General features: G+C 73.4%; 20 protein-coding genes. 12 read left to right on the top strand and 8 right to left on the bottom strand.

Annotated features, from left to right (window positions below; all coding sequences use genetic code 11):
• Positions 1 to 39 precede the first annotated feature (39 nt).
• The 4 genes from EV383_RS18305 to EV383_RS18285 all read right to left on the bottom strand — a co-directional run bounded on the left by EV383_RS18305 (position 40) and on the right by EV383_RS18285 (position 6,401).
• On the bottom strand, positions 40 to 687 hold the full coding sequence (locus EV383_RS18305) for a hypothetical protein (RefSeq protein ID WP_130291038.1): 648 nt from the start codon (positions 685 to 687) through the stop codon (positions 40 to 42).
• A gap of 247 nt (positions 688 to 934) precedes the next feature.
• Entirely contained in the window at positions 935 to 2,389 is a 1,455-nt protein-coding gene (locus EV383_RS18300) for an HNH endonuclease signature motif containing protein (protein WP_130291037.1), read from the bottom strand.
• Positions 2,390 to 3,128: 739 nt separating this feature from the next.
• The gene (locus EV383_RS18290) at positions 3,129 to 5,969 is read right to left on the bottom strand and encodes an FAD-binding and (Fe-S)-binding domain-containing protein (RefSeq protein ID WP_130291036.1); all 2,841 of its coding nucleotides are present in this window, start codon (positions 5,967 to 5,969) and stop codon (positions 3,129 to 3,131) included.
• Between the two features lie 78 nt (positions 5,970 to 6,047).
• Complete coding sequence (locus EV383_RS18285; RefSeq protein ID WP_130291035.1) at positions 6,048 to 6,401, bottom strand: VOC family protein; 354 nt, start codon at positions 6,399 to 6,401, stop codon at positions 6,048 to 6,050.
• Positions 6,402 to 6,501: 100 nt separating this feature from the next.
• On the opposite strand from EV383_RS18285, the gene EV383_RS18280 reads away from it, so the two are divergent.
• Both EV383_RS18280 and EV383_RS18275 read left to right on the top strand, forming a co-directional pair.
• Positions 6,502 to 6,987: a hypothetical protein gene (locus tag EV383_RS18280; RefSeq protein ID WP_130291034.1), complete on the top strand. Its 486-nt coding sequence runs from the start codon at positions 6,502 to 6,504 to the stop codon at positions 6,985 to 6,987.
• 68 nt (positions 6,988 to 7,055) lie between these two features.
• The gene (locus tag EV383_RS18275; protein ID WP_130291033.1) at positions 7,056 to 7,373 is read left to right on the top strand and encodes a cupin domain-containing protein; all 318 of its coding nucleotides are present in this window, start codon (positions 7,056 to 7,058) and stop codon (positions 7,371 to 7,373) included.
• On the opposite strand, the gene EV383_RS18270 is transcribed toward EV383_RS18275, so the two are convergent.
• The 4 genes from EV383_RS18270 to EV383_RS18255 all read right to left on the bottom strand — a co-directional run bounded on the left by EV383_RS18270 (position 7,366) and on the right by EV383_RS18255 (position 10,907).
• A complete protein-coding gene (locus EV383_RS18270) occupies positions 7,366 to 8,835 on the bottom strand; it encodes a DHA2 family efflux MFS transporter permease subunit (protein ID WP_130291032.1) in 1,470 nt (489 codons plus the stop codon). The two genes, EV383_RS18275 and EV383_RS18270, sit on opposite strands and share 8 nt — an antisense overlap.
• Positions 8,836 to 8,839: 4 nt before the next feature.
• On the bottom strand, positions 8,840 to 9,037 hold the full coding sequence (locus tag EV383_RS18265; protein WP_130291031.1) for a ferredoxin: 198 nt from the start codon (positions 9,035 to 9,037) through the stop codon (positions 8,840 to 8,842).
• Between the two features lie 60 nt (positions 9,038 to 9,097).
• Entirely contained in the window at positions 9,098 to 10,006 is a 909-nt protein-coding gene (locus tag EV383_RS18260; RefSeq protein WP_130291030.1) for an alpha/beta fold hydrolase, read from the bottom strand.
• Between the two features lie 253 nt (positions 10,007 to 10,259).
• Entirely contained in the window at positions 10,260 to 10,907 is a 648-nt protein-coding gene (locus EV383_RS18255) for a TetR/AcrR family transcriptional regulator (protein WP_130291029.1), read from the bottom strand.
• 159 nt (positions 10,908 to 11,066) lie between these two features.
• On the opposite strand from EV383_RS18255, the gene EV383_RS18250 reads away from it, so the two are divergent.
• From EV383_RS18250 to EV383_RS18205, 10 genes are all read left to right on the top strand, one after another.
• On the top strand, positions 11,067 to 11,945 hold the full coding sequence (locus tag EV383_RS18250) for a universal stress protein (protein WP_130291028.1): 879 nt from the start codon (positions 11,067 to 11,069) through the stop codon (positions 11,943 to 11,945).
• Positions 11,946 to 12,088: 143 nt separating this feature from the next.
• The gene (locus EV383_RS18245; RefSeq protein ID WP_423213697.1) at positions 12,089 to 13,075 is read left to right on the top strand and encodes an acyl-CoA desaturase; all 987 of its coding nucleotides are present in this window, start codon (positions 12,089 to 12,091) and stop codon (positions 13,073 to 13,075) included.
• Positions 13,076 to 13,133: 58 nt separating this feature from the next.
• The gene (locus EV383_RS18240; RefSeq protein WP_242623182.1) at positions 13,134 to 13,991 is read left to right on the top strand and encodes a GAF and ANTAR domain-containing protein; all 858 of its coding nucleotides are present in this window, start codon (positions 13,134 to 13,136) and stop codon (positions 13,989 to 13,991) included.
• Complete coding sequence (locus EV383_RS18235) at positions 13,988 to 14,716, top strand: GAF and ANTAR domain-containing protein (RefSeq protein WP_130291027.1); 729 nt, start codon at positions 13,988 to 13,990, stop codon at positions 14,714 to 14,716. The genes EV383_RS18240 and EV383_RS18235 overlap by 4 nt, the downstream gene beginning before the upstream one ends.
• Positions 14,717 to 14,943: 227 nt before the next feature.
• Positions 14,944 to 15,276 (top strand): sigma-70 family RNA polymerase sigma factor, encoded by a 333-nt coding sequence (locus tag EV383_RS18230; protein ID WP_130291026.1) that lies wholly within the window; start codon positions 14,944 to 14,946, stop codon positions 15,274 to 15,276.
• Positions 15,277 to 15,418: 142 nt separating this feature from the next.
• A complete protein-coding gene (locus tag EV383_RS18225; RefSeq protein ID WP_130291025.1) occupies positions 15,419 to 15,802 on the top strand; it encodes a WhiB family transcriptional regulator in 384 nt (127 codons plus the stop codon).
• Positions 15,803 to 15,870: 68 nt separating this feature from the next.
• The gene (locus EV383_RS18220; RefSeq protein ID WP_242623181.1) at positions 15,871 to 16,677 is read left to right on the top strand and encodes a GAF and ANTAR domain-containing protein; all 807 of its coding nucleotides are present in this window, start codon (positions 15,871 to 15,873) and stop codon (positions 16,675 to 16,677) included.
• Positions 16,674 to 17,567, top strand: a complete 894-nt coding sequence (locus EV383_RS18215) for an NAD(P)H-binding protein (RefSeq protein ID WP_130291024.1) — start codon at positions 16,674 to 16,676, stop codon at positions 17,565 to 17,567. Before EV383_RS18220 ends, EV383_RS18215 begins: the two co-directional genes overlap by 4 nt.
• An 82-nt stretch (positions 17,568 to 17,649) precedes the next feature.
• Positions 17,650 to 18,603, top strand: a complete 954-nt coding sequence (locus EV383_RS18210; RefSeq protein ID WP_130291023.1) for a VOC family protein — start codon at positions 17,650 to 17,652, stop codon at positions 18,601 to 18,603.
• Between the two features lie 40 nt (positions 18,604 to 18,643).
• Positions 18,644 to 20,011, top strand: a complete 1,368-nt coding sequence (locus EV383_RS18205) for an MFS transporter (RefSeq protein WP_130291022.1) — start codon at positions 18,644 to 18,646, stop codon at positions 20,009 to 20,011.
• Position 20,012: the final 1 nt, after the last annotated feature.

The following is a 20,012-nucleotide window of genomic DNA, read 5'->3' as shown; positions in this document are numbered from 1 at the left end:
GTCAAGAGCGTAGGAGAGGTCGACGTCCCCGAGAATCGATCAGGGTCGACGGACGCCTGCGGGCAGTCCCGTGACGAGTCGCTCGAGCAGGGCGGGACCGCCGGACCCGGAGCGTCGACGGGCCGGTGCCGGTACACCGTCCGGTGGGAACGACCACACCACCCGACCCGGATCGGCCGATTCGACGGCGGAGTGCCACTCCCGCAAGGACTCGCGCAGCGACACATGAAGGTCGAACGAGCGCCGGCGGCGTGTGCGGTCCGCCGCCCTGCGTCGGTGCAGGGTCTCCACCGACGGGATCGACACCATCACCAGGTCGGCCATCCCCAGCCGTCCCGCAGCGAACGCGGCCCGCGCGTGGCGGAGCTGCTCGTCGAACCTCGACCAGGGCGCCGCGCCGACGCGGGCGAGGCACCAGGAGTAGTGCAGCTTCACGGGGTCGCCGTCGCACAGCACGATCGGGTTGCCCCTCTCCAGCGTCCGCGCCCGCCCCCACCGTCCGACGTCGACGTCCACCCAGTAGGCGGCCCGCCGGGACTCGTCGACGTCGTCGGGCGGCTCGTGTCCCGTGGGCTGGTACTCGGCCACGACAGGCCAAGGCTGGCGGGAGCACCACGTCGTCTTGCCCGCCGCGCTCGGTCCCTCGACGGCGATGATCACGTCGCCATTCTCGCCGTCACCGCTCATCTCGGCGACGGTCCGAGGCAGGAGCCGGAGTCCGGCCGATGTGGGCCCTCCTGGTTCGCGCTTTGGCGAGTGCTCCACAAGTCGCTCGTGATGCAGGACGGTGCAACGGTTGACACTCGGCGGGTGCGCGGTGCGGAAGCAGACGGCGAGCTGTGGTGTCATGTCGAGGTCGACATGAGTGCCGACCCCACCTCAACCGCGCTCGCCCATAGTCGCGGTTTCGTAGGACGGCATGACTGCACCCCGGTCATGGAGCGGGCATGCCGAAGAGGTCGTCGAGGTTCGCGATGCGGATGCGCGGTGGGCGACCGGACTCCGTGGCGATGGCGGGCGAGGGGGCACCTTCCCGGGGCGCCGGTGAGTGCTCGGAGTCGGCTTCCGGTTCGGACTGCGCGGAGCGCCGTGGCGCGGGGATGTCGATCATCGGCGCGGGGCGGCGACGTGGTGTCCGGGTCGGGTCGATCCAGGCGGGCGGCAGGAACTCCGGCAGTCCGTCCTGGATGCGGACGTCCCATCCGGGGTGGTGGATCAACCGGTGGTGTTGTCGGCAGAGCATGACCAGGTTGTCGATCTTGGTTTCGCCGTGTTCTTCCCACGGGATGACGTGGTGGACCTCGCACCACGACGGCGGCCGATCACAGCCCGGGTGGGCGCAGCCGCGGTCGCGGGCGACGACCGCGCGGCGGAGACCGTCGGGGATGGTGCGGGTGGCGCGTCCGACGTCGAGGGGCTGGCCCTTGCCGTCGAAGACGATGGGGATGACCGCGGAGTCGCAGGCCATCATCCGCAGGGTTTCTGTGGAGGTGCGTCCGCCGAAGTCGAGCATCCCGGTCTTCGCGCGCTTCTCCAGGTCCTCCAGCGAGATGATCACCGAGATCTGGGGGCGACGCCCACCGGTCTCGGGCACCAGCCCCGTGGGTCCGTGGGACAGGGCGAACGCGCACACCTCGGCCAGGGCCTCGGCCTGGCGCTGCGCCGGTTCGCGGGTCTCGTCGGAGGAGGTGGGCTTGGACTTGGCGTCGATGACGGTGGCGATGGTGTCGAACATGGCGGCGTCGTCGAAGCGTCCGGTGATCTTCCCGCCCGGCCGGTTGCGATGACGGACGATTCGCAGCTCGTTGACCTCCGGCTCCGGCCGGTCGTCATCGGGCTCCGGGCCGTCCTGGTCCAGCTTGTCGACCAGCGCGGTGCCCCACACCTGCAGCTCGTTCGGGGTGTACTCGGCGGCCTTGGCGCCGATCTGCGCCTCCGCGGCCGCCCACACCTCGGGAGAGAGCCGCTCCGCGGCGCGGGTCCCGAGCACCTTCGCCACGACCTCGACATGGCGCAGGCTGGTCCGGCCGGTGTCGAACACCTCCGCGGTGGCAGGCAGGCGCGGCGGCAACGCAGTGCCGTCGAGGGCGGTCTTGCCGACCACGTTCTCGGCGGCCATCGCGTGCCGGCGGGCCTCGAAGCGTTCCCAGCCGAGGAGGTCGGCGAGGGCGGCGGAGCTGGTCTTGTAGCCGCGGGAGGTGAACACGTCGCGCCGCTCGGCACTCGCGAGGACCTCGACGGAGAGGTGGTCGAGGCGCCGGCGGGCGGCCTCGCAGGCGATGAGCACGTTGATCTGCTCGGTGTCACTCGCGCCCAGGGTGGCGGCGCGGAGTTCTTCGACGGCCTCGATGAGGCGGTCGTGCGCTGCGGCGACCCGTCCGGTGGACATGCCTCCATCATACTCGAACGCATGTTCGTATCAAGGCCTGTCGACGCAGCTCAGAGGCCGTTCGGCGCACGCCGAGCGCGGTTCGAAAGCGAGGGGGACGCTGCTTTCCCAGCGACCCAGCGACCCAGCGACCCAGCGACCCAGCGACCCAGCGACCCAGCGACCCAGCGACCCAGCGACCCAGCGACCCAGCGACCCAGCGACCCAGCGACCCAGCGACCCAGCGACCCAGCGACCCAGCGACCCGGCGACCCGGCGACCCGGCGACCCGGCGACCCGGCGACCCGGCGACCCGGCGGCCCGGCGGCCCGGCGAGCTACGAACGCGGCGCGGCTACGAACCCGGCGCGGCTACGAACCCAGCGCGCGTTGAGCCCCGTGCGAGAACGATGACGACTCGGTGCCGCGTCGCGGCGTGCTCTGCTTCCCCAGTCGTTCCACGACCCGACGCAGATCGTCGAGGAGGAGATCGGCGAGGTCGGGGGAGAAGCCGTTGCGCACCACGATGCGCAGCGCCGCGATGTCCTCGCGGTGGGCGGGGAACGTGTAGGCGGGTGCACCACCTGGTAGGCGACGTCGGCGTCGAGCTCGCTCTCGGGCAGCGTGAAGCGCGGCACCCGGACCGGCTCCCGGGCGAACACCGGATTGACGCCGAGGTCAGGGCGGGCGCCGCCGGTCTCGGACGGCTGGTGGGCGGTCGGCATGGGCTCGGGCGGGCCCGGTCCCGGGCGGGGCGCGGTTCAGGCGGGCCGTGTCGCCCGTTCGACGAGCTCGAGCACGTTCTCGTACGGACGCCCGGTCGCGCGTGTCATTCCCAGCTCGCAGGTGCGGTTGCAGGAGACGTGGGCGTCGAACGGGCCCCGCCGGTCGAGCTCGGCGGCCTGACGGGCGGTCGCGGACTCCGTCAGCTCCGGGTGCAGCAGCCCGCGGTCGCCGGCGAAGCCGCAGCACCCCCACTCGTCGGGGACGGTCACCGACGACGCGACGGCCGCCGTGACGTCCCGCAGCGCGCCGGCCACGCCGAGACGCGTCGCCGAGCACGTCGGGTGCAGCGCGACCGGCCCGACCGGATCGCTCACGGTCAGACGGGGCAGCACGTGCTCGGCGACGAACGCCACCGCGTCGACGACCCGCAGCGACCGGTACCGCTCCGGCCCCTTCTCGATCATCAGCCGGAGGCCTTCGGTGCAGGAGGAGGCGTCTCCGACGACCGGCAGCGAACCGGACCGGGTCGCCTCCCACAGCGCGGGCAGGACGCGGGACGACATCTCGTCGTAGCCGCGGGACATCCCCTTGGACTTCCACGGCGTCCCGCAGCACAGCGACGGCATGGCCGACGGTGTCGTGACCGGCACGCCCGCCCGCTCGCACAGCGTCCGGAACGCCGCCGTCGCGCCGGGGCCCTCGGTGGCCGCGCCGAACATGGTGCCGGTGCAGGAGGAGAACAGGACGGCGACCGGCGCCGTCGGGGCCGCCGGCACGTCCCGGCGACGCCCGCCGGCGGGAAGCTCGGGGGACCAGAGAGGGAGAGTGTCGTCAGCTCTGCGCGCCACGGCGTTCGCCCGCGTCACGACCGGGTCCGGCAGGAACGTGGCGGTGCTCAGCGCCGCGGCCGCGGCCCGGGTCGTGGCGTCCCAGTGCTTCGCGGCGACGGTCCAGCCCTTCGACGCCAGCGTCCCCGCCTGCTCGGCGCGCAGCCGCGTGACCAGGTCACCGGTGTTGATCAGCACCGGACACGCGGTCTGGCACATGCCGTCCGCGGCGCAGGTGTCGATGCCGTCGTAGGCGTACTCGCGCTCCAGCTGCTCGACCAGCGCGGTGTCGCCGTCCCGGCGGGCCCGTTCGGTCTCGCGGCGCAGCACGATCCGCTGCCGCGGGGTGGTCGTCAGGTCCCGGCTGGGGCAGACGGGCTCGCAGAACCCGCACTCCACGCAGCGGTCGACCTCGTCCTCGACGGGCGGGGAGGACTTGAGGTGCTGCAGGTGTCCCTCGGGCTCGTCGGTGAGCACGACGCCCGGGTTGAGCAGCCCCCGCGGGTCGCAGAGCCGCTTGATCTCGCGCATCACGTCGTAGAGCTCGTCGCCGTACTGGCGGCGCACGAACGGTGCCATCATCCGGCCGGTGCCGTGCTCGGCCTTGAGCGAGCCGCCGTGGCCCAGGACCAGCTCGACCATCTCGTCGGTGAACCGGGCGAACCGGTCCAGCGGCGCGCCGTCGCCGAGGCGCTCGGTGAGCATGAAGTGGATGTTGCCGTCCTTGGCGTGGCCGAAGATCACGCAGTCGCGGTAGTCGTGACGGTCGAACATCGACGTCAGCTCCACGCAGGTGGGCAGCAGCTCGGGGACCGGGACGACGACGTCCTCGAGCAGCGCCGTCGTGCCCTGCGGGCGGGCACCGGCGACCATCGCGTAGAGGCCCTTGCGGATGTGCCAGTACCCGGCGCGGGTGGCCGGCTCCGACGTCAGCGACCCGGCCCCCACCAGCGGCAGCGTGTCGAGGACCCCGCGCGCCGATCCGGCCAGGTCGTCGGCCTCGGCGGCGGAGTCGGCCTGGTACTCCAGCAGCAGCGCGGCGTGGTTGTCGACGGCCAGCGTGCGCAGCAGCTCGTCGGCCTGCGGGTCCGCCTGGCCCACGCGCAGCGACGTGGCGTCGAGGAGCTCGATCGTCGCGGGACCGGTCCCGACGAGGGCGGGGAGGGCGCCGGTGGCGGCGGCGAGATCGTCGAACACGAGCAGCCCGGTCCGGGCGTGTGCGAGCACCGGGACGGTCCGCATGACGACCGAGGCGATGAACCCCAGCGTGCCCTCGCTGCCCACGGTCAGGTGGGCCAGGATGTCCGACGGCCGGGTGTGGTCGAGCAGCGAGTTCAGCCCGTAGCCCATGGTGTTCTTCATCGAGAACTGCGCCTCGACGTGCTTGCGCAGCGCGGGCTCGCCGCGGACGTGGTCGCGCAGGCGCGCCAGCCCGGCGTGCAGGGCGGGCTCCAGGGCGCGCAGCCGCTCGTCGGCGTCGGGTGCGGCGGTGTCGACGACGGTGCCGGACGGCAGCACGAGCACCACCGAGTCGAGGGTGGCGTAGCTGTTCGCGACGGTGCCGCAGGCCATCCCGCTGGAGTTGTTGGCGACGACCCCTCCGACGGTGCAGGCGCCCTCGCTGGCCGGGTCCGGCCCGAGCTTGCGCCCGAATCGCTGCAGGCGGGCGTTGACCTGGCGGATCGTCGCACCGGGCCCGATCCGGACGCGGGCGCCGTCGTCGAGGACCTCGATGTCGCGGAAGTGCCGACGCGTGTCGACGAGGATCCCGTCGGTGCCGCCCTGCCCGGACAGGCTGGTCCCGCCGGAGCGGAACGTCAGCGGGACCCCGGAGCCGGCGGACGCGGCGAACAGGCGTCCGACCTCGTCGGCGTCGGCGGCGGTGACCACCGCGCGCGGGGTGAGCGCGAAGTGCGAGGCGTCGTGGGCGTAGGCGAGCCGGTCGGTCGCCCGGGCGTGCAGCGACGACGGGTCGCGCACGGCCCCGCGCAGCCAGGCCAGCAGGTCGGGGGAGCCGGGCAGCGGCTGCTCTCGCACAACGGAGGTCATGACGATCCCATCCCGGAGGTGGAGAACACGGAGGACACCGCTATCTCTACCGCACCGGACGGTGTCCGGGACACCGGCTCAGTCCCGATGCGCGACGACGTTCACGATGTTCCCGTCCGGTGCCCGGACCAGGAACCGCCGCACGCCCCACTCCTCGACGGTCAGCGGGTGCACGATCTCGTAGCCGAGGGACTGCGCCTCGGCGTAGGCGGCGTCGACGTCGGGGGTGTGCACGGAGATCGCCGCGTCCTCGGCCGAGGTCGCATCGCGGGTGACGAGCTGGACGTTCGCCCCGGTCTCGGGGGAGGTGTAGCGGGCCACCCACCCCAGGTCGAACTCCTCGGTGCCCAGGCCGAGGAAGCCGGTGTAGAAGCTCCGGGCGGCCCCGATGTCGGCCACCCGGAGGTTGGGCATGATGCGGATCGCGTGCACCCTGTTCTCCCGTCCTGCTCGTCGAGGTCGGTGCCAGCATCGCGGGTCGGGACGGGCGGATCTTGTACTTTCGGGAGGTCGTCGACCCCGGGAGGCGGGCGTGAGCGCAGGACTGTACGAGATCACCGTCAACGCCCTGCTCGACCGCGGCGCCGTGCTCAGCCGTACCGAATGGACGACCGCGGCGACGCGCGTCGGTCACGAGCGGGTGCCCGCGCTGCTCGTCGAGCTGACCGACGCCGACCTGGTCGGGGACGACGTGCTCCCGCGCGCCGTGGCCGACGCCTGGTCCGGGCCGGCGCGGCCGACGCAGCGCCTCGATCCGGAGCAGTGGGTGGAGCTGTTCGCCGCCGCGGGCTACGCCGAGGACGGCGAGCCCGCCACACGGCCGCCGGTGCCGCTGCGGCTGCACCGCGGCCCCGACGACGAGCGGACGGGCATGTGGTGGACCGAGGACGGCGAGCGCGCGGCGGCGGAGACGACGCTCGCGCCACCGGAGGCGATGCTGGCCCGCATCACCGCGCCGGACGGCCGCACCGGGTACGTGGTGGACCCGTCGCGGCTGGACGCGGTCACGGCGGTGTGAGCCCTGCCGGGGCCGGCCCGACGTCGTAGTGTCGATCACCGGAACCCGACCACGACAGGGAGACCGACATGGCCATGGACCACGTGACCCTCGACGCCGTCACCTGGCGCGAGACCGCACCCGGAGTCGAGCGGGGCGAGCTTCCGCCGGGTGCACCCGGGGCGGGTGCGGCCGTGCTCCGCTTCGCCGCCGGCGCCACCACCGCGGACCACCGCCACCCCGCCGGCGAGGAGCTGTTCGTCTTCTCGGGCCGGCTCCGCATCGGCGACAAGACGCTCGGCCCCGGCGACTACCTCTACACCCCGCCCGGCGGCGCGAACGACGTCGAGGCCTTCGAGGACTCGATCGTCTTCCAGCACCAGGCCGAGCCGCCCGAGTTCAGCTGACTCCGGAGCCGACCTCGGAGCCGGCCCCTGCCCACACGGCCGGCCGGCGCCGCACGAACAGCGACGCCGCCAGCGCGACCAGCCCGATGCACCCGGCGACGACGAACGCGGTCTGCAGCCCGTCGGCGTCCGGACTGCCGGTCGGCGCCGCCGAGCCCAGCGCCGCGACGGTCACGAACACCGCCGTGCCGAACGCGCCGGAGACCTGCTGCAGCGTCGAGAGGATGGCGCTGCCGTGCGAGGTCAGGTGGTCGGGCAGGACGCCGAGCGACTCGGTCATCAGCGGCGTCATCATCAGCCCGAGCCCGGCCATGAGCAGGACGTGGATGCCGATCACCGCGTTCAGTGACGACGCCGGGCCCAGGGTGGCGAACAGCCACAGCGACGCCGCCATGGCGACCGCACCCGGGATCACCAGCGGCCGGGCGCCGAACCGGTCGAACAACGCGCCGACGGGGCGTCCCAGCAGCCCGAGGACCAGACCGCCGGGCAGCACCGCCAGCCCGCTGACGAACGTGCTGGTGCCGAGCACGGTCTGCAGGTAGAGCGGCAGCAGGATCGCCGAGGCGCCGATCAGGCACATGAACAGCGGGACGCTCAGGACGATCGCGACGGCGAAGGGCCGGTGGGTGAACGGGCGCAGGTCGAGCAGGGCGCGGTCGTCGCGCTGCAGGCGCAGCTGGCGGGCCACGAAGACGACCAGCGCGACCACCCCGGCCACGATGGGGAGCCACGGCGGGACGGCGTGCCCGCCACCGGAGGACTCGCCGAGCGTGGAGAGCCCGTAGAGCACCCCGCCGAAGCCGATCGCCGAGAGCAGCACCGACATCACGTCCAGCGGGACCGCGCGGGTGGTGCTGTCCAGACGCAGCCACACGGCGCCGATCACCAGGGCGGCGACGGCCAGCGGCAGCACGATCCAGAACATCCAGCGCCAGCCCAGGCCGGCCAGCACGGCGCCGCCGATCGTCGGCCCGACGGCCGGGGCGACCGCGATGACGATCGTGATCGTGCCCATGGTGGCCCCACGACGGGCGATCGGGACGAGCCGCATCACCGAGGTCATCAGCAGCGGCAGCATCACCGCGGTGCCGCAGGCCTGGACGATCCGCCCCACCAGCAGCACCCCGAACCCGGGCGCGATCGCGCTGAGCAGCGTGCCGAGGCTGAACAGGCTCAGCGACACGATGAAGATCTGCCGGGGCGTGAACCGGTCGAGCAGGAAGCCGGTGGTCGGGATGACCACGGCCATGGTCAGCAGGAAGCCGCTGGTCAGCCACTGCACCGTCGACGTCGACACGCCGAGGTCGACGGTCAGGTCGCGCAGTGCGACGCTCAGGATCGTCTCGTTGAGGATCATGACGAAGGCCGAGACGACCAGGACGCCGATCAGCAGGCTCGCCCTGCGGGGGGCGGGGCCCCGGTCGACGGACGGGGCACCGGAGTCGGTGGAGACGTGCACCGGCTCAGTCCTCGTGCACGGTGACGGCACCGGACGGGCAGACCGCCGCGGCGTCGCGGGCGCCGGCCCACCGCTCCTCGGCCGGGACCTCGTCGAGGAGGACGACGATGCCGTCCTCCTCGCGCTGGTCGAACACGTCGGGCGCGGAGAGCACGCACTGACCTGCTCCGATGCACTTCTCCTGGTCGATCTCGATCTTCACGGGGGCCTCTTCACCAGCCGGGGACGTCAGTCGGTAACCGATACGAAGCTACCACTTCTTTCACTCAGCTGATTGAGAGAGCTTGCCCACGCGACCGTCGGCCGCGTCCCCGTCGAGGACCTCGCGCAGCCTGCGGGCGAAGGCCTCCGGCTGCCCCGCGTAGCCGAACTCGCCGCCCATGAAGCCGCCGTGGTGGCTCGGGAACACCGTCGCCCGCTGCCCGAGGAGCTCGGCCGTCGCGACCGCGGTGCGCGCGGTGAACGTCGTGCCGGTCTCCTCGCCGACGGCGATCACGACACGGGTCGGTGCGGCGGCGAGGGCGTCGACGTCGGGACGGTAACGGACGACGGCGAGCGCCCGGTCGGAGAGCAGCGGGTCGTCGCGGCTGCCGTCGTCGCCGGCCGGCATCCCGAACGCCGCCGGGTCAGGGGCGGGCCGGGCGAAGTAGGCGTCGGTGAACTCGCCCTCCCACGACGTCATCGCGAGGAAGGCGGCCATGCCGGTACCCCAGCCGTGGGCCCGGTAGGCGGCTCCGAACCCGGCGTGGGCCCGTGCGGCGGCCTCGGCGTCGGGCAGGACCGGGATCATCGGAGGCTCGTGTGCCACGAGCGTGACGACCGCGTCCGGGGCCGCCGCGACCAGGGCCAGCGCGGTGACGGCGCCCCCGCTGCTGGCGAACATCTCGACCGGCCCGGCGCCGACGGCCTCGATGACGGCGAGCACGTCACCGGCCTGGACCTCGGGGATCTGCTCGGTCCGGCCGTCCTTGCGGACGCTGCGGCCGAGACCGCGCGGGTCGTAGGTGATCACGGTGCGGTCGGGGAACTGCGCGACGAGCGCGGTGAAGCCGGTCGCGTCCATCGGCTGGCCGATCAGGAACAGCGGCGGGCGCCCGTCCGCTGTCGGGACGGGTCCGTGGACGTCGTAGGCGAGGTCGACCTCGGCGGTCTGCAGCACGTGTGTCGTCATGCCTGTATCGACGGGTCCCGCGGGGAGAACTCATCTGTCCCCGGCGAGGAGAGTCAGGACCGCCGGTCTCGGGGATCCGGAGACCGTCGGGTATCGGATACCCCTGAGTATCGAGCACCGGGCGGGTGCGCCACGCTGAGCGCGGGAGCCGGCCGTCGGGGGACGGGCGCGGGCGACCACGAGGGGGAGTGGCGGGTGCGGACGTCGGGGGTCGCACCCGCCATGCCCGCGGGACCGGCGAGGCCGGGCGGGCTCAGCGCAGGACGGTGGGCACCAGGACCGAGGCGAACAGGTCGTCGGGCACCGACCCGTCGTCGATGCCGTACTCCATGGCCAGCCCGTTGTGCAGGCCGATCAGCACGACGATGAGGTGCTCGGCCGGCATCGGGAGCGTGATCCCGAGGAGCGCGGCTCCCTGACGGAGGGTCTCGGCGCCCATGGCCCGCGCCTCGGCGCGACTGACCTTGAGCGCCTCGGCCAGCTGCGGGTCGCGGTGGGCGAGGATGTAGAGCTCCGCCACCAGCCGGTGACGGACCTGGTCGCCCTTCAACGCCCGGGTCATGGCGGCCGAGAGCATCGTGAGCGCGTCCACCGGTCCGTCGGCGTGCGAGACAGCCTCCAGGCCGAGCCCCACCCGGTTCAGGGTGTTCTCCTGGACCAGCGCGAGGACCAGCTCGGTCTTGGACGCGAAGTTGGAGTAGATGGCTCCCTTCGACAGCTGTCCGGCCTCGGCCACGGCGTCGAGCGAGCCGCCCTGGATGCCCAGCTCGCCGAACACCTCGAGCGCCGCGTCGAGGACCTTCTGACGGGTCTGCGCGCGGGTCGGGCGTCGACGCGCCGGTCGTGCGGACGACGGGTCCTCCGAGCTCTGGCCCATGTCGGCGGCGGTTCCTTCCTCCACAGTGGCCGGTGTACGTCACCGGTATCGGGCCCATTGTTCTCCCCGCCCGGTCGCCGGCGCGGCGGGGTGGGGCGAGGTCGTCGCCTGGTCGGCGGCGGTGCACCCGGTCAGACTGGCGGCGCCGGCCGTCGGGCCGGCCCGACGAGAGTGGGACGCGCCATGAGCACGAGGACACAGGACGGACCGCCGATCGTGGTCGGCGTCGACGAGTCGGCCTCCGCCGCCGACGCCGTCGGATGGGCGGCCGGGCTCGCCGCGGCCTGGGGCGCGCCGCTGCATCTGGTGCACGCGGGTGCCCCGGCCGACGGCGCCGACCCGGCCTGGCTGCGGGGCCTCGCCGGGTCCGTGGCCGGGGCGGGGGCCACGGTGGACGTCCCGCGGACGTCGGCGGGCGAGGAGCAGGGGGAGGGGGCCGACGGTGTGGCGGGCCTGCTCGTCCGGCGGTCCTCGGGTGCCCGGCTCGTCGTCGTGGGCAGCTACGGCGAGGGCGCCCGCTCGGGGATGCTCGCCGGCTCGGTCGCGCTGGCCCTGATCGAACGGGCGGAGTGCCCGGTCGCCGTCGTGCGCGGCGGGACGCCGGACGTCCGCCCGCCGGACGAGGGCCCGGTGGTCGCCGGGGTCGACGGCACCGCGTCGGCCGGGACCGCGCTCGACTTCGCCTCCCGGCTCGCGACCGCCTTCGGGACGCGGGTGCTGGCCGTGCACACCTGGTCCGACGTCGTGTCCGACACCGCGGGCGCCGCACACCGGCTCACCGGTGACGGGACGACGCTCGGCGGGTTCGCCGGCGAGATCCTGCGTGACGCCGTCGCCGCGGCCCGGGAGCGGCACCCGGGCCTGGAGATCGAGGGCGAGCTGGTGGAGGGGAGCCCGCTGCGGGCCGTGCTCGACCGCGCCGACGGGGCCCGCGCGGTGGTCGTGGGGCATCGCGAGCACCTGCCACCGGCGTCGATGTCGGTCACCTCGACCGGCCGCGGCCTGGTCGGGTTCGCCTCCTGCCCGGTCGTCGTGGTCCGTGAGACGCCCGTCCCGGACTGACCCGCGTGGTTCGGCTCACCCGCCGGAAAGAGGGTGCGGGGCCGCTCCGGCGGGTACACAGGGTGAGTTCCCAGACCTCGGACTTCGGACACCCGCAGCGCAGCGCGGCGCATCCCAGTACGAGCTCCAAGGAGAACCCCTCGATCGTGACGATCACCGAACCCGTCCCCCCGGGCGCACCGGCGGCACCACCGGCGAAGGCCCCCGCCCCGTCGAAGCCCGTCCTCGACGGGCGCCGGCCTCCGGTCGAGGCCGCACTCGTCTACGCCTTCACACTGATCCCGATGATCGCCCTGGTCGCAGCCGTGCCGCTGGCCTGGGGATGGGGTCTGAGCTGGCTCGACGTCGGTCTCGCGGCCGGCTTCTACCTGGTGTCCGCGCTGGGCGTCACCGTCGGCTTCCACCGGTACTTCACCCACCGCGCCTTCAAGGCGAACCGAGCCCTGCGCGTCGGGCTCGCGGTCGCCGGGAGCCTCGCGCTGCAGGGCGACGTCATCACCTGGGTGGCCGACCACCGCCGCCACCACGCCTTCGCCGACAAGGACGGCGACCCGCACTCGCCGTGGCTGCACGGCGACGGACCGGCCGGGCTCACCAGGGGCATGTTCCACGCCCACCTGGGCTGGCTGTTCGAGCGGGACCGCACGAACGCCGCCCGCTTCACCCCGGATCTGCTCTCCGACCGCGACGTCGCCCGGGTCGCCCGGCTGTTCCCGCTGCTGACGGTCGCGAGCCTCACCGCGCCGGCACTCATCGGCGGCCTGGTCACGATGTCCTGGTGGGGTGCGGTGACCGCACTGTTCTGGGCCGGACTCGTCCGGGTCGCGGTACTGCACCACGTCACCTGGTCGATCAACTCGATCTGCCACATGCTCGGCGACCGTCCGTTCGAGGCCCGCAGCAAGGCCACCAACTTCTGGCCGCTCGCGGTCCTGTCGATGGGCGAGTCGTGGCACAACCTGCACCACGCCGACCCCACGTGCGCCCGCCACGGCGCCGTGCCCGGCCAGATCGACCCGTCGGCCCGCGTCATCGCGGCGTTCGAGAAGCTCGGCTGGGCCACCGAGGTCCGCTGGCCCACGACCGCACGGATGAACCGTCTGCGGGAAGTGGCCGCACAGTCCGGCTGATCCGGGCGTACCGTCTGGCCGGACACCGTCGATCCCGTCCGCGGGCAGGGAGCTGCACGTGAGCGGCGACGGCACCGACCACGACCGCGACGAGGACCGGCGACGCCGGCTCCTCGACCTGATGACCGCCGGGGCGGGCGAGCCGTCCGACGGCCGGGCCCGGCTGGGCCGGGTGTGCGCGCTGGCGGTCTCCGAGGTGGGGGTCAGCGGCGCCGGGATCACGGTGATGGCCGGGCTGGCCGGTGGCCTGGCCGGGAGCCGGGACCAGCTGTGGGCCACCGGCCCGGTGGCCCGCCGGCTGGAGGCGCTGCAGCTCACGGCCGGCGAGGGCCCCTGCCTGGACGCCTACGCGTCGGGGGCGCCGGTGCTCGTCGGCGACCTGGGCCAGGACACGTCGAGGTGGCTCGGCTTCACGCCGGAGGCGTTGCAGGCCGGGGCCGCGGCGGTGTTCTCGCTCCCGTTGCAGGTCGGCGCGGTCCGGCTGGGCACGCTGGACCTACACCGGGACACGACCGGGCCGCTGACCCGCGGGCAGTTCGCCGACGCGCTGGTGCTGGCCGGGCTGGCCACCGAGGTCCTCCTCGAGCTCACGGTCTCCGGGCCGGACGTCGGCTCCGACGCTGCGGCCGTTCCCGTCGGTGTGGGACCGTCGACACCGGAGGAGAACGGCACCGCGGGTGCCACAGCTGACATGGGGTGGCTGCCCGGGGTGCACGCAGAGGTCCACCAGGCCTCCGGGATGGTCTCGGGCGCCGAGGGGATCGGCGTGGACAGGGCACTGCTGCGGATCCGGGCCCACGCGTTCGCCCACAGCGAGCCGATCGAGCAGGTGGCGCGCCGGATCGTCGACCGCGAACTGATCCTGGACCCGGACGACGGCGGGCCCACCCGGCCCGGCGTGGAGGAGGACCGATGAGCAACGGCCGTGAACCCCAGGTCATCGACGCCTTCCTGGCGCTGACCGACACCCTGGTCTCGGACTTCGACGCCCTGGACCTGTTGACCACCCTGGCCGAGAGCAGCGTCGACCTGCTCGACGTCTCCGCGGCCGGGATCATCCTCACCGACCTCAACACCGGCGGGCTCTCGGTGGCCGCCGCGTCCTCGGAACGGTCCCGGCTCCTCGAGGTGTTCGCGGTGGCCGTCGACGACGGGCCGTGCGTCGACTGCGTCCGCAGCGGTGAGCCCGTGAGCTCACACGACCTGACCTACGACGCCACCCGCTGGCCACGCTTCGCCGCCGGCGCTGCGTCGGCGGGCTTCCGCGCCGTGCACGCGCTGCCGATGAAGCTGCGCGGTGACGTCATCGGTGCGCTGACCCTGCTGCACACCGACCCGCACACGCTCGCCGGACCGGACGACCGTCTGGGCCAGGCGCTGGCCGACGCCGCCACGATCGGCCTGCTGCACGAGCGTGCGGTGCGCCGGGCCGAGACGCTCGCCGAGCAGCTGCAGGGCGCGCTGAACAGCCGGGTGATCATCGAGCAGGCGAAGGGCAGGGTCGCCCAGCACGACGACATCTCGCCCGACGAGGCGTTCACGGTCCTGCGCCGTCACTCCCGGGAGCACAACCTGCGGCTGACGGAGCTGTGCCGCAACGTCGTCGACGGCGCGACGGACCCGGCCACCTTGTCCCGGTGAAGATCGGGTCGCTGTACCGGTCGGGATCGAGTTGCCGCGGTGACACGGTCACCTTACGGTCGGTGATCCGAGGCCTCGACGGCTCGGCGTGGTGCCCCGGTCCCCGGCACACGGTCGTGTCGTGACTGCGGGACGGGGTTGCCGTGTTCGAGCCGGGCCGGGCGCCGTCCGTCGCGCGGAACCCTCCCGTCGTGGGCCCGCGGCGGGCGACGACGGACGATCTGCTGGTGGCCGCCGGAGGCGGTGACGTGGGCGCCTTCGGTGCGTTCTACGACGCGACCGCCCCCATGGTCCTCGGCGTGGTGGAGCGGGTGCTGGACCCTCCGCGGACCGAGCGGGTCGTCGAGGAGATCTACCTCGTGCTGTGGCGTGACGCGCCCGCCTTCGACCCCGGCGTCCGGTCGGCCGATGCGGCGCTGCTGGCGACCGTCCGCCGTGTCCTCGTCCGCCCGGTCCGTGCGATGGTCACCGCGACCCGCGTGCGCCGGCCGGGGGACGGTCTCCGGTCCGGTTCCGGCGTGCGGCGGCGACGGGCCGTGGGCGGCGACCAGGGGTCGTGACGACCGCGGTCCGCCCCGTGCCGGTCTCCCGCCGGAATGCGCGTCGGACGTGATTGCGCAGGAGCCCGCGCGGGTACCGCCCTCGTGTCGCTCCAGATCCTCGGCGACGACTCCCCGTCGTCCTGAGGAAACGAGTACCGCCATGGCCGATATCCGCCGCCTCCCCGTGCCGGTCACCGACATCTGGAACTGGCAGATGCGTGCCGCGTGCCGGAATCTGGACAGCGCGGTCTTCTTCCACCCCGAGAAGGAACGCGGACCGACCCGCGTGCGCCGGGAACGACTCGCCAAGCAGGTCTGCGCCGGATGCCCCGTGCGCGAGCAGTGCCGCGAGCACGCGCTGGCCGTGCGGGAGCCGTACGGGGTGTGGGGCGGTCTGAGCGAGACCGAACGGACCGCCATCCACCGATCCTCCATCCGGTCCGTCGACGGTCCCGGCGACGAGATCCCCGCCGGTCCCGGCGACGAGATCCCCGACGAGCCCGCCGGCGCGGTGGCCGCGGTCCGCGGTCCCCTGGTCCGCTGACCTCTCCCGCCGCGGCCGCACGGTCGACGCCGGCCCCCGCCGACGCACCACCCCAGGAGGAACACGACGTGAGTGACACAGCACCCCCGGGCGGAGCGGTCACCGGGACGGCGACCGACGTGATGGGCCGGGAGGGGCTGCTCATCAGCGCGTTCGTCGGGCTGGCCGACACGCTGGTCGACGACTACGACGTCATCGACCTGCTCGACCGGCTGGCCGCCGCCAGCGTCGAGCTGCTCGCCGCCGACGCCGCCGGGATCCTGCTCCTCGACGCCTGCGACAAGCTCCGCGTCGCGGCCTCGACCGACGAGCGCAGCGACTGGATGGAGCTGCTCCAGATCGAGGCCGACGAGGGGCCGTGCGTGGACTGCGTCCGCTCCGGTGCGGCGGTCAGCGTGACCGACCTGGCCGGCAGCGCGCCCCGGTGGCCGGGCTTCGTCGCCGCGCTCGCGAAGCGGGGGACCTACGGCTCGGTGCACGCCCTGCCCCTGCGGCTGCGCGGTGAGGCGATCGGGGCGCTGAACCTGTTCCACACCCGGCCCGGCCCGCTGCCTGCGGCCGACCTCGCGCTCGGCCAGTCCCTGGCCGACGTCGCCACGATCGGGATCCTCGCCGAGCGGGCGGTGCGCCGTGGCGAGGTGGTCAGCGAGCAGCTGCAGTCCGCCCTGAACAGCCGGGTGATCATCGAGCAGGCCAAGGGGGTGCTCGCCCAGAGCGGGTCGCTGACCATGGACACCGCGTTCGACCGGCTCCGCCGTCACGCCCGCGACAACAACCGGCGGCTGAGCGACGTCGCCCGCGGGATCGTCGAGGGCACCGTCGACACCGGCGAGGTGCTGGCCCGGCCCGGCCGGTCCCCGAAGCGGAAAGCGTGAAGGTCCTCGTCGCCGGGGCGTCCGGGTTCGTCGGACGACGCCTGTGCCCGGCGCTGGAGGCGCAGGGCCACGAGGTCCTCGCCATGACCCGCCGTCCGGAGGCCCACACCGGTCCCGGCCGGGCCGTCTACGGCGACGTGCAGGACTCCGACTCCCTCGTCACCGCGCTCGCCGGCTGCCGGGCCGCCTACTACCTGGTGCACTCGCTCGACGACGCCGACTTCGCCCGCCGCGACGACCGCGCGGCCCGCGCGTTCGCCGACGCCGCCGCGGAGGCCGGGGTGGGCCGGATCGTCTACCTGGGTGGCCTCGGCGACGACCGCGACGACCTGTCCGAGCACCTGCGCAGCCGCCGCGAGGTCGAGCAGGTCCTCGCCTCGACCGGCGTCCCGGTCACCACGCTGCGGGCCGGGATCATCGTCGGCTACGGCGGCATCTCCTGGGAGATGACCCGCCAGCTCGTCGAGCACCTGCCCGCCACGATCTGCCCGCGCTGGGTTCGGACGCGGACCCAGCCGATCGCGGTCGCCGACGTCGTCCGGTACCTGCTCGGGGTGCTCGACCTCCCCGAGGCGGCCGGGCGGACGCTGGACATCGGTGGCCCGGAGGTCCTGGCCTACCTGGACATGATGCGCCGCGTCGCCGTGATCGAGGGCCGCACCATGTTCGTGGTGCCGGTCCCGCTGCTCACCCCGAGCCTGTCGTCGCGGTGGCTCTCGCTCGTCACCGACGTCGACGTGCCGACCGGCCGGTCGCTGATCGACTCGATGAGCAACGAGGTCGTCGTCCGCGACGACGCGATCCGGCGTCTCGTGCCGTTCGAGCCGATGAGCTACGACGACGCGGTCCTGGCCGCGCTCGGCGAACGCGCGCGCGCGGCCCGTTCCTGAGGCCGCCGGCCCGTCAATCCGGTTTCCCGGTGACCGGAAACGACGTTCCGGACGGTGGTCCACGACACAGAGACTGGCTCCCATGAGCTACATCCGCGGCAGCCACCACCTGACCCTGTCCGTCGCGCACGCCCAGGAGGACGTGGACTTCCACACGAAGACCCTCGGGATGCGGTTCATCAAGCGGACCGTGCTGTTCGACGGGTCGGTGCCGATCTACCACCTCTACTACTCCAACGCCGACGGGGACCCGTCGTCGGTGCTGACCACGTTCCCGTGGGCGCAGGCCGGGCTGCACGGGACGCGGGGCACCAACCAGGCCCGTGAGGTGCAGCTGTCGGTGCCGTCGGGGTCGCTGGAGTTCTGGCGCGGGCGGCTCGCCGAGCGCGGCGTGGACGTCGACGACGCCGACGTGTTCGGGGCGCGACGCCTCGCGTTCCGGCACCCCTGCGGCATCGAGTACGTGATGGTCGGCAACGACGGCGACGGCCGTACCGGACACCCGGGCGACGGGGTCCCGCCGGAGCACGCGATCCACGGCATCCACGGTGTCGGCATCCACGTCGCGACCCCCGACCGGATGGTGGAGTTCGCCGACGAGACGTTCCACGGGCAGGGGAGGACGACCGAGGAGGGCGACCGGATCGCCTTCCGGGTCGGCGAGGCCGAGCACGGCAACCACGTCGAGCTCGTCGTCAATCGCCGCGACGAGCAGGGGACCTGGCGCTACGGGGCGGGCACGTTCCACCACGTGGCCTGGGACCTCGACACCCTGGAGAACCAGGACGCGCTGAAGTTCGAGGTCGAGGGCGCCGGCTACACCGACATCTCCGAGCTCAAGGACCGCAAGTACTTCAAGTCGGTCTACGTCCGCACGCCCGCCGGTGCGCTGTTCGAGCTCGCCGTCACCCACGACGACGGCGGCTGGACCTGCGACGAGTCCCCGCAGGAGCTCGGCACCCGGTTCCAGCTCCCGGAGCAGTTCGAGGACCGCCGCGAGGAGATCTTCTCGAAGCTGGAGCCGATCGAGGGCTGAGCACGATCCACCCCGATCACCACGACCGACGGAGGCCGCAGTGACCACCTCGCCGTCCGCACCACGACCGACCGGGCCGCCGGAACCGTCCGCAGGGGAGGGGGCCGGCGAGGCGGACCCCCGGCGCCTGCGCCGGGTCGCGCTGGCGAGTCTCGTCGGCACGTCGATCGAGTGGTACGACTTCTACATCTACGGCCTCGCGGCGATCATCGTGTTCGGGCCGCAGTTCTTCCCCGGGGCCTCGACGCTGGCCGCCACCCTGGCCGCGTTCGGCACGTTCGCGGTCGGGTTCGTCGCCCGCCCGATCGGCGGCGTCATCTTCGGGCATCTCGGCGACAAGCTCGGCCGGAAGAACACCCTGGTCGCGACGCTGCTGACGATGGGCATCTCGACCGCGCTGATCGGCCTGCTGCCGACCTACGCAACGATCGGGGTCGCCGCGCCGATCCTGCTGGTGCTGCTGCGGGTGCTGCAGGGCTTCGCCGTCGGCGGGGAGTGGGGCGGCGCGGTGCTGATCTCGGTCGAGCACGCCCCGGAGAAGCGGCGCGGGTTCTTCGGCGCGTTCCCGCAGCTGGGCGTCCCGATCGGTCTGATCGCGGCCAACGGCGCGTTCCTGCTGCTGGCCGCGGTGGTCAGCCCGGAGGCGCTCACGTCGTGGGCCTGGCGGGTGCCGTTCCTGTTCAGCGCGCTGCTCGTCGGCGTCGGGCTCTACGTGCGGCTCAAGGTCGAGGAGAGCCCGGAGTTCGAGCGCTCCGAGCGGGCCGGGTCGATGAGGCTGCCGATCGTGTCGGTGCTGCGCGAGCACTCCGGCCAGGTCCTCTGCGGGATCCTGATCTTCGGCGGGATCACCGCCGTCGGCTACATCGCCGCGGTGTTCTCGATCTCCTACGGCACGTCGCAGCTCGACCTGCCTCGTGCCCCGTTGCTCGCGATCGTGCTGGTGGTGGCGCTGATCGAGCTGCCGCTGACGCTGTGGTTCTCCCAGCGCGCCGACACCTGGGGCCTGAGCCGGACCGTCGCCTGGGGCGCGGTCGCGACGGCGGTGGCGATCGCGGCGTTCCTGCCGCTGATGGCCAGCGGCTCGCTGCTGCTGATCGCCCTCGCCGTCGCCGCGGCGCGGATCGCCTCGGACGTCATGTGGGGCCCGTCGGCCGCGCTGGCCGCGCAGAGCTACCCGCCCGAGGTGCGCTACAGCGGGGCCTCGGTCGGCTACCAGCTGGGCTCGATCTTCGGCGGCGCGCTCGCCCCGATCGTCGTGACGCTGCTGCTCGCCTCGTCGGTGGGGATGGCCGGCGCGTCGGTGTACCTGGTCGTGATGGTGGCGCTGTCCGGGGTGGGGGCGCTGGGTGCAGCCAAGCTGAGCCGGCGCTCGCATGCGGCGGGCGTGACGGGGGCCGGGGGAGACTGAG

The sequence above is a fragment of the Pseudonocardia sediminis genome (assembly GCF_004217185.1).
Lineage (GTDB): Bacteria > Actinomycetota > Actinomycetes > Mycobacteriales > Pseudonocardiaceae > Pseudonocardia > Pseudonocardia sediminis.
The sequence above is the reverse complement of the archived record's forward strand: the minus strand, read 5'-3'. Positions and strand labels throughout refer to the sequence as shown.

Excerpts from the sequence above, each read along its gene's own strand:
- EV383_RS18305 (WP_130291038.1), bottom strand. The coding sequence starts at position 687 with ATGAGCGGTGACGGCGAGAATGGCGACGTGATCATCGCCGTCGAGGGA.
- EV383_RS18300 (WP_130291037.1), bottom strand. The coding sequence starts at position 2,389 with ATGTCCACCGGACGGGTCGCCGCAGCGCACGACCGCCTCATCGAGGCC.
- EV383_RS18290 (WP_130291036.1), bottom strand. The coding sequence starts at position 5,969 with ATGACCTCCGTTGTGCGAGAGCAGCCGCTGCCCGGCTCCCCCGACCTG.
- EV383_RS18275 (WP_130291033.1), top strand. The coding sequence starts at position 7,056 with ATGGCCATGGACCACGTGACCCTCGACGCCGTCACCTGGCGCGAGACC.
- EV383_RS18260 (WP_130291030.1), bottom strand. The coding sequence starts at position 10,006 with ATGACGACACACGTGCTGCAGACCGCCGAGGTCGACCTCGCCTACGAC.
- EV383_RS18250 (WP_130291028.1), top strand. The coding sequence starts at position 11,067 with ATGAGCACGAGGACACAGGACGGACCGCCGATCGTGGTCGGCGTCGAC.
- EV383_RS18235 (WP_130291027.1), top strand. The coding sequence starts at position 13,988 with ATGAGCAACGGCCGTGAACCCCAGGTCATCGACGCCTTCCTGGCGCTG.
- EV383_RS18225 (WP_130291025.1), top strand. The coding sequence starts at position 15,419 with ATGGCCGATATCCGCCGCCTCCCCGTGCCGGTCACCGACATCTGGAAC.
- EV383_RS18210 (WP_130291023.1), top strand. The coding sequence starts at position 17,650 with ATGAGCTACATCCGCGGCAGCCACCACCTGACCCTGTCCGTCGCGCAC.